Consider the following 14,025-nt stretch of genomic DNA (forward strand, 5'->3'; position numbering starts at 1 on the left):
TTGTATATATTTTCTTCTATTAGCGGAATCTAACTAAAAACTTGTTGAAAAGGAAGTTAGGTGGGGAAATTGTTAGAGCTTGAAGGTAACTTATTTGAAGTTATGAAAGAAATTAGGGATGAGTTAGGTTCACCTAATGATTTAACAATTAGAGAAGTTGCTCTTGCTGGGAGTTTTACACGTTGTGCGGTTGTGTTTTTATGTGGATTAACAGATAAGGATAATGTTTATAAATATGTCATTCGCACACTGCAATACGAAGAAATTCAAAATGAGGAAGCTGTTGTTCAAACGTTATTGGATCGTTTTATTTCTATCGCAGAAGTGGGTGTAAAGACGAAGTTTCCAGATATTATGAATGCGATTTTAGCGGGAGATACAGTTATATTAATTGATAATATTCAAACTGCTATCGTTATTAATAGTAGGGCTTGGGAGAAGAGAAGTTTAGAGCCACCAGTGACAGAAGATTTAATACGCGGACCGAGAGTTGGATTGAATGAAGATATTAATGTGAATAAAATGTTAATCCGACGCAGTTTACGCGATCCAAAGTTGAGGTTCCAATCTTATATTATGGGGAAGCGATCGCAGAAAGAAGTAACCCTAGTATATATAGAAGATATTATAAATCCTCACATTGTAAAAGAGTTAGATCGCCGTCTTCAATCAATAGTGACAGATGTCGTTTTGGAAACAGGTACGATTGAACAATTAATTCAGGATAATAATTTATCCCCATTTCCACAATTTTTGAATACGGAGAGGCCTGATAATATTATAGCCTCATTAGCGAAAGGGAAGGCGGCCATTTTAGTAGATGGATCCCCGTTTGCTCTTATCGCGCCACTCGTATTTGTTGATATTTTTCAATCTGTAGAAGATCATTACGAGCGCTGGGTGATTGGAACGTTATTAAGATTTTTACGTATGGGATCAGGTATAATTGCGGTTTTGTTACCAGCTATGTATGTAGCGCTTGTATCTTACCATCAAGGACTTATTCCTTCTAAACTGGCTTATTCAATTGCGGGTGCGAGGGAAGGTGTTCCGTTTCCAGCATATATTGAAACGTTAATGATGGCCTTGACTATGGAATTAATACGAGAAGCTGGAATCCGATTGCCGAAACCGATGGGACAAACGATAGGGATTGTAGGAGGTCTTGTAATTGGAGAAGCTGCGGTAAATGCAGGGATTGTAAATCCGTTTTTAGTTATTATTATTGCGGTTACTGCGATTGCTACGTTTTCGCTTCCTGTATATAGTATTACGATTACGTTCCGAATTTTACTTTTCGTCTTTGTATTAGCTGCAACGGCTTTTGGGTTGTATGGGATCATTCTAGCTCTGATTGCACTTGCTATTCATATTACAAATTTAACAAGTGTTGGTATACCGTATACAACCCCAATTGCTCCTGCATTTTATAAAGATTGGAAAGAAGAATTTATTCGCATGCCAAAATCGATGTTGAAAGATAGACCAGAGTACTTACAAACAAAAGATTCTACAATACGTCCAAAGGAGCGAAAATAAGTGAAACCATTTGAGTATGGCGATGAAGAGATTGGATCTCGGGAAATTGGGTTTGCGGTATCATCGACCATTATTGGTATAGGGGCATTGTCTATGCCAAGAGATATCGCTAACCAAACTTTATTTTCGGACGGTTGGATTATCTTGCTTTTGGGTGGATTGATCTGCGCAGTTTTAGGTTGGTTTGTGACGAGAGTAGCTATCTTATTTCCGAAACAAAATTTTGTTCAATATACGAGTGCGCATTTGACGAAGCCTGTTGCATACACAATTAGTAGTATTTTAGTATTAACGTTTGCTGCTTTGACAGCATATGAATCGCGAATGATTTCAGTTATTTCTCAAACGTATTTATTTAGTGATACACCGATACAACTACTGTCTTTCTTCTTCTTATTAGTTGTTATTTATGGAATAGCAGGATCACGAGCAGCCTTATTAAGGTTAAATGTTTTATTCTTACCTATTGTTTTAATTGCAATAGTACTTCTTTCTTTATTGAATATAAATTTAATGGAAATAAATAATTTACTACCAGCTTTTCAAACGAAAGTAAGTCAATATGCTGTTGGAGTTAAAAATTCTATTTTTACGTTTATTGGATTTGAAGTAGCTTTATTTTATGCGGTGTTGCTAAATGATAAGACAGCGAAAAAAGCGCCAATGGCAGTCGCGAAAGCGGTGATGGTAAACGTGCTGTCATACATTTTAATTTATGTAACTTGTATTAGCGTTTTTACTTATATGACAACACGTGGATTGACATATCCAACAATTGAATTAGGGAAAGAAATTGAAATTGGGGGAGGATTTTTAGAAAGGTTTGATGCGATTTTTTTTACGACTTGGATTATTACAATTTATAACACTACAGCAATGTATTATGACGTCGCATCTTTATTGTTTTGTGCTATGTTTCCGAAAGTGAAGAAACATATTTTTATTTTCGTAAGTGCCCCTATTATTTTTATGGTGAATATGATACCTAGTAGTTTGAATACTTTATCAAGTTATGGGACTTATTTAGCTTGGATAGATATGGGGTTTGTTGTGTTAGCTCCTTTGCTCGTTTTAATTATATATAAAATAAAAAGAAGGAATGGTGGCAATGAAACGCCTTCTTAAAATTATAATGGTTATGGCTTTAACTGGATTTATGAGTGGGTGTTCTGAGTTAGAAGAGATAGAAGAAAGAGGATTTGTAGTAGGAGCGGCTTACGATATCGTGAAGGAGAAGAAAGCGAATCCAATTATGAAAGGGACCTATCAGATGGTACTCCCTAGTAAATTGTCTCAACAGGGCGGACAAGGGGGTGGGGATAGCGAAAATTATATTAATGTTAGTGCAAAAGCAGATAGTGTATTTGAACAAATAAGAATAATCGCAAAAAAAATTAGTCGTACATTATTTTTCCCTCATATACAGGTGATTATTTTCTCTGAAGAATTACTTTCACATCCATACATTTTACAAAATACGTTAGATGTATATATTCGCGATCATGAGATGAGAAGAAATATTCGTTTGTTCGTTTCTAATAAAAATGCCGAAGCTATTTTAAAACAAAGTGCCAAGCCTGAAAATTTACCGGCGCAGTATATTGATATGTTAGCTGAACACCCTCCGAAAAATGCCCAAATGATTGAGGCTGCAAGAATTGGTGAGGTGCAGGAAAAGATGATCTCTAACCGAAGTTTTGTATTGCCTATTCTGGAACTAACAAAGCAAGGAGTACAAATGAACGGTGCAGCATTGTTTCGTGGAAAGGATAATAAGTGTGTAGGCAATTTGAGTGGGGAAGAAACATTAGGGATGAATTATATAATAGGTAAAAAAATTGGAGGCTTTTTTACCATCCGTAAAAAGAATCAACTTATTACATATGAAATTCATAAGTTACGTCGAAAAATTAAAGTATCCACAACGAATGCTACAAAACCGAAATTTAATATTCATTTATTTCTGGAAGGTACAATAGCTGAGTTGCACTTTAGTGATCATAAAAAGGTTTTGAATGAAAAGCGTTTAGAGAAGGATATATCGGAAGAAATGGAGGAGCGTATTCAAAAATCGATTAAGCTTGTTCAAAAAAAATATAAGGTAGATGTATTAGAGTTAGGGGAAGTGTATAAGAGACATAATTATAAAGAATGGACAAAAATAAGTAAGAATTGGGATCAAGGCGAAAATTACTTTAGTAATGCTGAAATTACTGTTCACGTTCATCCAACAATTGAACATTCAGGTTCAGCTTTACCGAAAAGAGTGAAATAAGGTGATGAAAGTTGTTTACTGGATTAGGAATTAGTTGCACGATATTAATGGCGGTGCTGCCGGGGGCTATTTATTTCATTCATAAAAAACTCACAACGTATGGAGCGCAGCCGTGGAATACTGATGTACAAAAAAAGAAACCTGAATGATTTTCAGGTTTCTTTCGGGCAAAGCATATGTGAAGGGGGATGCCTTCTATGTATGCTTTGTTTTATACAAGCCCTAACCAATGTACCAATTGTGTAGAGAGGAATGTAACAACAATGGCGATAACGGTAGGGATTGCAAACGATAAGAATGTCCATTTTGCACTTTTTGTTTCTTTGTATATGTTAACCAGTGTTGTTCCACACGGGAAATGAAGAAGTGAGAACAACATTGTGTTTAACGCTGTTAACCAAGTCCAACCATTTTCTAGGAATAGATTTTTAATTTGATTAAAATCATCTATTTCAGTTAAAGCCCCAGTTGATAAGTAAGACATTAATAAAATTGGGATTACAATTTCATTAGCGGGTAGTCCAAGAATGAATGCAGCTAGAATAAACCCGTCAAGTCCTAACATTTTAGCAAATGGATCTAGGAAATTTACAAAATACATAAGTAAGCTTGTGTCACCGATAAAAATATTAGCAAGTAACCAAGTTAATGCAGCTGCAGGGGCAGCAACAACTATAGCTCGTTTTAAAACGTAGATTGATTTATCGAGTGTTGCGCGAACAATTGTATTCCAAACTTTTGGCTTGCGGTACGGAGGTAACTCCAGTGTGTAGTGAGTTGGAACCCCTTTTAAGGCTGTTTTTGATAGTACCCAAGAAACAGTTAATGTCATAATAACACCAATTACAACCATTCCAACTACAACGCCAGCAGTAACCAATGTTTGCATACTGCCTGTATAACCAGCAGCCATAAATAGTGAAGCCATTAAAATTAACATAGGCCAGCGACCGTTACAAGGAACGAAGTTGTTCGTTAAAATTGCTAGCATACGTTCACGTGGTGATTCAATGATACGTGTTGACATAATGGCTGCTGCATTACAACCAAATCCCATTGCCATTGTTAAAGATTGTTTCCCGTGTGCGCCGGATCGTTTGAATAAGCGGTCCATATTAAACGCGACACGTGGTAAGTATCCGTAGTTTTCTAATAGCGCGAACATAGGGAAAAAGATTGCCATAGGTGGTAACATAACGCTAATAACAGCACCGATACCACGGAACAAACCAAGTATTAAAATGCCATGTAACCATTCAGGTGCATGCGCTGCTTGGAACCAAGATGTTAAATATCCTTCGGCCCATCCGAAGAATTCGGCAATCATATCAGATGGTACGTTAGCGCCTGCAATTGTAAGATAAAAAATAATAGATAAAATACCGAGCATAATTGGGAATCCCCAGATTGGAGATGTGAAAATTTTATCTAGTTTTTCGGAACGATATAATTTATCAGTATTTGTATATTGGACAGATTCTTTACATATGCTTGCAGATGTTCGGTAAATATCTCCGACTATATCATCTCGTATATCTTCTTTTGAAAGTGTTTGTGCATGTTGAATAATATAGTCTAATGGAAGAGCTTTACTGGCTGAGTGAGATTCCATTAATTACGACCTCCCTTACAAGTGGTTCATTATGGTGTTTTTGAAGTGTAGTTAAGAAATTTTTATCTCCATCTAATATACGTAACGCAATCCAACGTGCTGGATACGTATCACCGAACACTTTATAAATTTGTGGTTCTAATTCCTGAATCATATTTTCGATTTTTTCGCTGTAAGTAATTTTAATTGGTGTTGGAATTAGTTTTTTATTTGCTACTTTTGCAATAACATTTAGCAAATGACCAATACCTACTCGGTTACGTGCTGAAATTTTAACGACAGGTACACCAAGTGATTTTGCTAATTTCTTTTCATCGATAACAATCCCTTTTTTCTCGGCTTCATCAATTAAGTTAATGCAAATGACTACATTATTTGTCATCTCCATCACCTGGAGTGCTAAATTTAAATTTCTTTCCATAGCAGTTGCGTCTATGACAACTACAGTTACTTCTGGTTTTTCGAATATAATATAATCCCTCGCTACTTCTTCGTCTGCGGAATTTGAGTATAGTGAGTAAGTTCCAGGTAAATCTATTAATGTATAATTACTTCCGTTATGTTCATATTCTCCTTCAGCTTTTAAAACAGTTTTTCCCGTCCAGTTTCCAGTATGTTGTTTTAAACCTGTTAAAGTATTAAATAATGTACTTTTCCCGGTATTCGGGTTACCAGCTAAAGCAATACGATGTTTGCTCATCTGAAATCATCTCCTATTAATACCCCGAAAATAAGGGAGCTTTCTTCTTTGCGCAGTGCAATAGTTGTGTTGCTCACTTGATAAGCGACCGGATCTCCAAGTGGACTGCGTTGCAATACTTTAATCGTTGCCCCTGGGATAAATCCCAAATCTAATAAACGTCGTTTCATAGTTCCTTCTAATTGTATCTTCTCAATTTGTACAAACTCCCCTGTTTTAAACTCGGAAAGGGGTTTAGTATTAGCCGATACCATAAAAGTTACCTCTTCTCTATATTTTTAGTGTTAGTTTAAAAAGTTTCCTTAGGTAAACTTTTTGTTAGTAATATAGTAGACTACATTGGATGATGCTGTCAATTAGTACTTTAAAAATATTCATTTAATTTTAGAATTGTTCCAATTTATTTAGTTGTACTAAAAAATATTACTGAAATTCTTTTTAATGTGCATAAATTAGGCGTGAAAAAGTTACAAAATACAGCGGAATTGTAAATGTAACTTTAACTAAAAGGGAAAAAGAGAGAAAAACATTTACATTGAATTTACATTGTTAAGAATAAATTTACATTACAGCATAGTTAGTGTGGTTTTTGTTTGCTTCTTTAACTACAAATGTTGGGATTCCTAGCTTTTGAGGATGATTATCGTCATTTACTTAAAATTAAAAATTGCTTAACACTCACATAATATTGTTGTCCTACAATGAATTTGTGTTCGAAAGAAAATGAATTCGAAAAGTGATAATCCAAATGGGGGTACAAGACATGGTTATGAAAAAAGGTATTAAATTTTCTTTAGCAGCTTTAGTGGTAGCAGGAGCATTAGTTGGGTGTGGGAAAGCAGAAGATACAACTAGTAAAGAAACTGCTAAAGGAAGCGATAATACAAAACAAGAATTATCAGGTACGATTGCAGCAGCTGGTTCTACAGCTCTTCTACCTCTTGCGGAGGAAGCTGGAAAGAAATTCATGGAGAAAAATTCAAAAGTTTCTATTCAAGTTCAAGGTGGCGGTAGTGGAACTGGGATTAACCAAGTAGCATCTGGTGCAGTACAAATTGGTAATTCAGATGTTCCGTCTGGAGATAAAATAAAAGATGCTGAAAAGGCGAAAGAATTAGTAGATAACAAGGTAGCGGGTATTGCATTCGCTCTTGTCGTAAATAAAGATGTAAAAGTTGATAACTTAACAGTGCAACAAGTACAAGATATCTTCACTGGAAAAGTAACAAACTGGAAAGAAGTAGGCGGAAAAGATGAAAAAATCAACGTAATTAATCGTCCGGCTTCATCTGGTACACGTGCTACATTTGAAAAAACGATTATGAAAGACGCGAAAATTAATGATGGAACTGGTACAACACAAGATTCTAACGGTGCAGTAGAGCAAGCTATCAATTCTACTCCAGGTTCAGTAAGCTATTTAGCGATGTCTTACATGGTTGGAGATAAAAAAGGTGCACTACAAACAGTGAAAATTGATGGTGCTGAACCGAAAGTTGAAAACATTGCGTCTGGTAAATATCCATTCTGGTCTTACGAGTATATGGTAACAAAAGGTGAAGCGAAAGAAGCAACAAAAGCTTACATCGATTATGTAAAAGGTAAAGACTTTGAAAAGCAAGTAGAAGATATGGGCTACATTCCAATGTCTAAATTAAATAAGTAATAAAGTTTTATGGGGCTGGCTGCAAGGCCAGTCCTGTTCATTTCAATCTGTGAAGTGGGGTCTGTCCTGTGATGAAGGGGAAAAAACAAATTAATTACGTGAAAAGTGAATATATAGGAAGATCACTTGTTACGTTTTGTGGTATTTTTATTGTTTTAATTACATTAGCTATTATTGCGTTTATTTGTGGTAAAGGTATTCAATCTTTTACACAAAGTGGTATCTCATTTACTGAGATGTTAACATCGACAAAATGGAATCCAAATGCTGATCAAGGATCCTTCGGGGCTTTAATTTTCATTGTAGGTTCAACGGTGGTTTCGTTAGGTGCGGTTATTATTAGTGCACCAATTGCTATAGCTCTTGCTATATTCATGAATTTAATTTCGCCAAAGTTTGGAAATAAAGTATTGAAGCCTGTTCTAGAATTGTTAGTTGGTATTCCTTCGGTTGTATACGGATTATTAGGGGTTACGATTTTAGTACCACTATTACGTGATTCGTTTGGGGGAGTAGGCTTTAGTTTAATTGCGGGTATTGTTGTATTAAGTATTATGATTTTACCTACTATTGCTAGTATCGCTTCTGATGCAATACGTTCTGTTCCATTTGATTATTTAGAAGCTTCTTATGGTCTAGGATCAACAAAATGGCAAGCGATTAGCCGAGTGATTGTTCCTGCTGCGAAAAAAGGGATTTTAACAGGTGTTGTTTTAGGCTTAGCGCGTGCTTTCGGTGAAGCGTTAGCGGTTCAAATGGTAATCGGGAATACGATTAAATTACCAGAAGGAATATATAGTCCGACAGCGACGTTAACTGGTATTTTAACAATGGATATGACGAATACATTGAACGGAACTGCTTGGAACAATGCGCTATGGACTTTAGCGATGATTTTACTTGTTATTTCATTCCTGTTTATTTTAGTAATTCGAGCGATTGGGCAAAGAGGTGAGCGATAATAATGAATGCAAGAACGGTAAATAAAGTTTGGACAGGTATCTTTTATGCGGTTGCGGCTTTAGTTGTAGCTTTGCTAGTGTTCTTAGTATTTGAGATTTTACAAAAGGGATGGGGATTTTGGGATCCTAATTTCTTGTTTGGAGAACCAAGCAATACAAGAGCTGGTGGTGGGATTGGTCCGCAGTTATTCAATTCCTTCTACATGCTTGTTATAACGCTTATTATATCTATTCCTCTTGGATTAGGTGCTGGAATATATTTAGCGGAGTACGCAAAACAAGGACGTTTTTTAAATTTTGTTCGTCTATGTATAGAGACGATGGCGTCTTTACCTTCTATTGTTGTTGGTTTATTTGGTTTGTTAGTGTTCGTTACAATGACAGGTTGGGGATACACAGTAATGGGTGGTGCTCTTGCTTTAACTATTTTAAATTTACCAGGTTTAACGCGTGTTTGTGAAAATGCGATTTCAGAAGTTCCTCATAATGTAAAAGAGGCAAGTCTTGGATTAGGTGCAACGAAGTGGCAAACAATCGCTCGTATTATTATCCCATCGTCATTACCACAAATTATTACAGGGATTATTTTAGCGGCGGGTCGTATATTTGGGGAAGCGGCAGCATTAATTTACACAGCGGGTTTAACATCCCCGATTTTAAATTCAGCAGCGGATTTCTCAAGTCCTGCGCATCCTTTAAATCCGTTTAGACCAGCTGAAACATTAGCGGTTCACATTTGGAAATTAAATTCTGAAGGAGTTATTCCAGATGCGAAGTTGATTGCGACAAAATCTGCAGCTGTATTAATTATTATGGTATTACTATTCAATGTTATTTCACGCTTGATAGCATCTATATTACACAAGCGCTTTACAGGAACGAAAAGAAAAAGTAAAGCAACGAAAAAGGTAAAAGCGGCATAAATTATAAAGAAGAACTCTCTATTTATAAGTAGGGGGTTCTTTTGTATTTTAATATAGAAGGAATGGATGTAATGGTTGTTGAATTTGTGATTAATTATAAAGAAGAACAGATGTAATTTAGAGAGGAGTTTTAATTTGTTTTTTCTGCAAATGTCAGGTTTTCCTGGGTCAGGAAAATCGACAGTTTCTAAGTATATAGCGAAATTAACAGGTGCTGTAATTATAGATCATGATGTTTTGAAATCCGCGTTGTTAAAATCATTAAAAGTAAAAGGAATTGAATCAACGATTGTTGGTGGGCTTGCGTATGATGCCGAATGGGTATTGATTGATTCTTATTTAGAACAAGGGCATAGTGTTATATTGGATAGTCCGTGTTTATATGAGGGAATGGTTGAAAAAGGAAATAAATTATCAACTAAACATGGTGTGAAATATAAATATATTGAGTGTTATCTTAATGATATGGAAGAGATTAATAGGAGACTGCAAACACGTAAGCGTATGATCAGTCAAATTGAAAAGGTGGAGTCGGAAGTAGGTTTTGAAAAGTGGTTAAATGGTAGTCAAAGACCTTTAAATAATGAATACCTTATTGTGGATTCTAGTAAACCTATAGAGCAATATATGGAAAAAATGATGGATTATATGACTAAGTAGAGAAAAGACGTTATCTTCATTTGTGAAGATAACGTCTTTTGTTTTTAAATATCAGGTGTTTCTGTAGAAGTGCTTATTTTCCTACGGGAGCGTCTTTTTCTCCCGATTTTATCTAATAATTCATACATAACTGGAACGACTACTAATGTAAGAATAGTTGAGACTGCCAAACCACCGATAACAACGACGGCTAAACTTTTTGATACCATACTTCCTGCTTGGGATTGGCCAAATAGGAGTGGGAGCATAGCAACGATTGTTGTTATAGCTGTCATAATAATTGGGCGTAGTCTAGTAGAGCCTGCTTCAAGTAAGGCTTCTCTTGTTTCCATTCCGTGTTCCCGATTTTGTTGGACTCTTTCTATTAATACAATAGCATTTGTAACGACAATTCCGATTAACATTAATGCGCCGATCAAGGAATTTACATCAACAGGTGTTCGTGAAATGATTAATCCTAAAATACCACCGACAGCAGCTAACGGCAAGGAGAATAGGATTGCAAAAGGAGCGCGTGCTTGCCCGAAGGTGATAACCATAATTAAATATACAATCCCGATTGCAATCCCCATAATTTTGAATAAATCTGTAAAATTCTCTTGCATAGATTCAGTAGCTCCTGCGATATTTACTTTTGAACCGCTAGGTAAATCTAAGTCAGTTATCGCTTTATTTACTGCTGTGTTTACTTTACTCAAATCTTCATTTGAAGCTTCGGCGGCAATTTGAATTGTTTCTTTTCCGTCTTTATGGAAAATTTCTGTTTGCGTTTGTTTTTCTGAAATAGTTGCGATGTCTTTTAAAGGAATTGGTCCATTAGTAGGTGATAGTATGTTTGTATTTAAAATATCTTCTTGTTTACTAATGTTTTCCTTTTTATGTTCTATCATAATAGTAGTTTTTTCGTTATTAATTGTAATTTCGCCAATAGGTGACTTCTTAATAAGGAATGCTACTTGTTGCGCAGCTATTTCTGGTGTTAAACCTAGTTGTTCAGCCTTTGTTTGATCAATATGAATTTGCCATTCTTTCTTAGAGTCTTCTAAATTCGTTTTTACTTTAGAAAGATCATCCATGCTTTTTAGTTTTGTTTCGACGATAGTAGCCGCCTCTTTTAAATCCGCTTCGTTAGTAGCTGTTACGTTAAATTGTAAGTTGTTGCCGCCGCCAGAGCTTGAATAACTTGTTTTTATATAATCAAGTTCAGCAGGCTCAAAAGTTTTATTTTCCTTTTTTAACTCTTTAATATATTGATCAATATCAGAACCTTTTTTAAAGACTACAAATATACTAGCAAGGTTATTTTTAGTTGTTTGCCCCCATTGTGCATCTTCTGCGCTAGATCCCATTCGTAAAATAACGTCTGTTACATCTGAATTAGAAAGTAATTTCTTTTCGAAATCGAATGCTTTTTGTTTTTGAGCTTCAGCATTATAATCGGCTGGAAATGTCATGTTAATAGATAACATTGTGTCGTCCTCAGATTTTATGTTTGCTTTCGGTAGTAATATATAGGCTGCAATTGATCCTGCAAATAATAAAAATGCAGTAAGTAGAATAATGAATTTATGAGAAAGAGACCACTTTAACGTAGTGACATATCGTGATGAAGAACTTGGCTTTCGATGCTTTGTTTTTTTGAGTAGTAAAAAAGCCATAAGTGGAACGACTGTGAGTGCAACGATTAAGGATGATAGAATAGAATATACAACTGCTAATACCATAGGTAACATTAATTTTCCGATTGCTCCTGATACGAGGCCGATAGGTAAAAAAACAGCGACCGTTGTTAAAGTAGAAGAAGTAATTGCGACGGCAACTTCTTTCGTTGCATCAAGAATAATATTTTTAGAGAAAGAATCTTTTTGTAAACGGCGGAAAATATTCTCGATGACAACGATACTATCATCGACGAGACGTCCAACCGCAACAGCTAAACCACCAAGGGTTAAAATGTTAAGTGTGATGTTAGATTGATGTAGTAAAAAGAGTGTTAATAAAATAGATAATGGAATACTGACAACAGCGATGAGTGTTGTTCGGAAGTTACGTAAAAAGATTAAGATAATTAGAGTTGCAGCGATTGCTCCAAGTATTACTTCTTTTCCCATGCTAGTAACAGCATTTTCAACTTGTTCATGGGTTGAGGCCAAAAGTTTAATGGAAAACTGATCTTTATATTCCTTATTTATCTCTTTAACTTTTTTATCAATCTCTTTTCCAATTGCAACTGCATTTTTGCTCGGTTCTTTCATGATGATTAATCCAGTGCCTTCTTCTCCGTTTATATGTGAGATTGTATCGTAGTGTTGTTTGATTTCGATTTGAGCAATGTCTTGCAATTTTACTTGGGGTACCACAGTGATGTTTTTAATGTCATTTACATTTTTTATGTCCCCAATGACGCGGAGGTTGTATTCTTCCTGATTAACAGTAATTGCCCCAGCTGGAGTAGAAGTTTCTTTTCCTTGTAAAACAGTGAGTACCTGCTGTGATGTTACGTTTTTGTTTTTTAATTGGTTCGGATCAAGTACGATAGATAATTCAGAGGTGGATTTTCCGAAAAACATAACATTAGCAACACCATCAATGTTTTCGAGTTGTGGTACGATTTCTTTTTCAATTTGTTTTTCATCTGCTTTTGAAAACCCGTTTTGTTTCTGGATAGTAATTTGGGCGAGTGGAATCATAGAAGTGTTTAGTTGACTAACTACGGGCTTGGTTACATCTTTAGGTAATTTAATTGTATTGACGGCTTTTTCGACTTCGCGTGCTGCATCTTTCATGTTTGCTTTTGATGTATACGCAATGTCGATACGTGATAATCCCTCGTATGTAGAAGAAGTAATGGTGTCGACGTGCTCTAAATTGCGAAATTGTTTTTCGAGAGGATCAGTTACATCCTTTGTCATCGTTTCAGCGTCGAGTCCTTGAGATAAGGTTGTGACGGTAATTGCTGGATTGTCGATACTTGGTAAAAATTCCATAGGTAATTTAGAGCCGGAATAAACACCGAGTATGGAAATGAGAAAAATCATGATGATAATGGCAGCTCGGTTTTTTAATGAAAACTTTGTTAACCTATCCATAAAATAATTCCTCCATTGGTTTATTTATAGTTGAGTACATCCTTTCTTACTATATAACAAAAAATGGATATTTTTCATTAATTAAATGTAAAAAAATTCTAACAATATTCTTAAGTTTATATTTGCATTGGAATTGTTTAATGTGGATGGAATTTTTTCTTAAGGCTAAGTTATATCGTTATTCTATAGAAGGATAATTATTATAAACTTTAATATAGAAGAGAATGAAAACTTGGGAAGGTATTGTGAAATGCAATTTGGTTGAATGAAGTGTAGTAGTATACAATCAGAATAACTATTTTTAGTAGGAAGGATAATAGTTCTTTCTATAGAAGAAAGTAGGATAGATATTTTTTTGTGTTTTTTATAAAAAACACTTGTTATTTAAAAAACATGATGGTATATTAATAAACGTCGCTGATGCGGAAACGCAGAAAACGACAAAAAAGAAATTTAAAAACTTAGTTGACATCGAAAAATGAAGATGTTAATATGATGAAGTCGCTTCTGAAGCGGCGGACAAGTTCTTTGAAAACTGAACGAAACAAACAACGTGAAACGTCAATTTTTATTTTTAGATGCTAGACAAACTAACTTTA

Annotated in this window: 12 protein-coding genes; 8 read left to right on the forward strand and 4 right to left on the reverse strand. The window is 35.2% G+C overall.

Features of this window, described 5'->3' with window-relative positions; genetic code table 11:
- Positions 1-60 precede the first annotated feature (60 nt).
- From gerLA to MRP26_RS25035, 4 genes are read left to right on the forward strand one after another with little or no spacing between them, the layout of a single operon-like run.
- Positions 61-1,539, forward strand: a complete 1,479-nt coding sequence (gene gerLA / locus MRP26_RS25020) for a spore germination protein GerLA (protein ID WP_103574563.1) — start codon at positions 61-63, stop codon at positions 1,537-1,539.
- Positions 1,540-2,664 carry a spore germination protein GerLB gene (gene gerLB / locus MRP26_RS25025; protein WP_000802006.1) on the forward strand — a complete coding sequence of 375 codons (1,125 nt, stop codon included), beginning with the start codon at positions 1,540-1,542 and terminating at the stop codon, positions 2,662-2,664.
- On the forward strand, positions 2,648-3,814 hold the full coding sequence (gene gerLC / locus MRP26_RS25030) for a spore germination protein GerLC (RefSeq protein WP_144465663.1): 1,167 nt from the start codon (positions 2,648-2,650) through the stop codon (positions 3,812-3,814). The genes gerLB and gerLC overlap by 17 nt, the downstream gene beginning before the upstream one ends.
- A gap of 11 nt (positions 3,815-3,825) precedes the next feature.
- Positions 3,826-3,963, forward strand: a complete 138-nt coding sequence (locus MRP26_RS25035; protein WP_000493991.1) for a hypothetical protein — start codon at positions 3,826-3,828, stop codon at positions 3,961-3,963.
- 62 nt (positions 3,964-4,025) lie between these two features.
- Here the strand turns inward: MRP26_RS25035 and MRP26_RS25040 are convergent, their stop codons facing one another.
- The 3 genes from MRP26_RS25040 to MRP26_RS25050 are packed head-to-tail and all read right to left on the reverse strand — an operon-like array spanning position 4,026 to position 6,380.
- A complete protein-coding gene (locus tag MRP26_RS25040) occupies positions 4,026-5,426 on the reverse strand; it encodes a nucleoside recognition domain-containing protein (RefSeq protein WP_000443602.1) in 1,401 nt (466 codons plus the stop codon).
- Entirely contained in the window at positions 5,404-6,126 is a 723-nt protein-coding gene (locus MRP26_RS25045; RefSeq protein WP_000033865.1) for a FeoB small GTPase domain-containing protein, read from the reverse strand. The genes MRP26_RS25040 and MRP26_RS25045 overlap by 23 nt, the downstream gene beginning before the upstream one ends.
- Positions 6,123-6,380: a FeoA family protein gene (locus tag MRP26_RS25050; RefSeq protein ID WP_000252989.1), complete on the reverse strand. Its 258-nt coding sequence runs from the start codon at positions 6,378-6,380 to the stop codon at positions 6,123-6,125. The genes MRP26_RS25045 and MRP26_RS25050 overlap by 4 nt, the downstream gene beginning before the upstream one ends.
- Positions 6,381-6,889: 509 nt before the next feature.
- On the opposite strand from MRP26_RS25050, the gene MRP26_RS25055 reads away from it, so the two are divergent.
- From MRP26_RS25055 to MRP26_RS25070, 4 genes are all read left to right on the forward strand, one after another.
- Entirely contained in the window at positions 6,890-7,792 is a 903-nt protein-coding gene (locus MRP26_RS25055; RefSeq protein WP_000245112.1) for a phosphate ABC transporter substrate-binding protein PstS family protein, read from the forward strand.
- A 71-nt stretch (positions 7,793-7,863) separates the two neighbouring features.
- A complete protein-coding gene (pstC, locus tag MRP26_RS25060; RefSeq protein WP_000676676.1) occupies positions 7,864-8,754 on the forward strand; it encodes a phosphate ABC transporter permease subunit PstC in 891 nt (296 codons plus the stop codon).
- Between the two features lie 2 nt (positions 8,755-8,756).
- On the forward strand, positions 8,757-9,677 hold the full coding sequence (gene pstA, locus MRP26_RS25065; RefSeq protein WP_000994139.1) for a phosphate ABC transporter permease PstA: 921 nt from the start codon (positions 8,757-8,759) through the stop codon (positions 9,675-9,677).
- Positions 9,678-9,812: 135 nt separating this feature from the next.
- The gene (locus tag MRP26_RS25070) at positions 9,813-10,337 is read left to right on the forward strand and encodes a P-loop nucleotide/nucleoside kinase family protein (protein ID WP_075718855.1); all 525 of its coding nucleotides are present in this window, start codon (positions 9,813-9,815) and stop codon (positions 10,335-10,337) included.
- A 44-nt stretch (positions 10,338-10,381) separates the two neighbouring features.
- On the opposite strand, the gene MRP26_RS25075 is transcribed toward MRP26_RS25070, so the two are convergent.
- Positions 10,382-13,426 (reverse strand): efflux RND transporter permease subunit, encoded by a 3,045-nt coding sequence (locus MRP26_RS25075; protein ID WP_242807042.1) that lies wholly within the window; start codon positions 13,424-13,426, stop codon positions 10,382-10,384.
- Between the last annotated feature and the right edge of the window lie 599 nt (positions 13,427-14,025).

The organism is Bacillus sp. CCB-MMP212 (assembly GCF_022748145.1).
Lineage (GTDB): Bacteria > Bacillota > Bacilli > Bacillales > Bacillaceae_G > Bacillus_A > Bacillus_A cereus.

Coding starts and splice junctions, on each gene's coding strand:
- MRP26_RS25055 (WP_000245112.1), top strand. CDS start 6,890: ATGGTTATGAAAAAAGGTATTAAATTTTCTTTAGCAGCTTTAGTGGTA.
- MRP26_RS25075 (WP_242807042.1), bottom strand. CDS start 13,426: ATGGATAGGTTAACAAAGTTTTCATTAAAAAACCGAGCTGCCATTATC.
- gerLC (WP_144465663.1), top strand. CDS start 2,648: ATGAAACGCCTTCTTAAAATTATAATGGTTATGGCTTTAACTGGATTT.
- pstC (WP_000676676.1), top strand. CDS start 7,864: ATGAAGGGGAAAAAACAAATTAATTACGTGAAAAGTGAATATATAGGA.
- MRP26_RS25050 (WP_000252989.1), bottom strand. CDS start 6,380: ATGGTATCGGCTAATACTAAACCCCTTTCCGAGTTTAAAACAGGGGAG.
- MRP26_RS25040 (WP_000443602.1), bottom strand. CDS start 5,426: ATGGAATCTCACTCAGCCAGTAAAGCTCTTCCATTAGACTATATTATT.
- pstA (WP_000994139.1), top strand. CDS start 8,757: ATGAATGCAAGAACGGTAAATAAAGTTTGGACAGGTATCTTTTATGCG.
- MRP26_RS25045 (WP_000033865.1), bottom strand. CDS start 6,126: ATGAGCAAACATCGTATTGCTTTAGCTGGTAACCCGAATACCGGGAAA.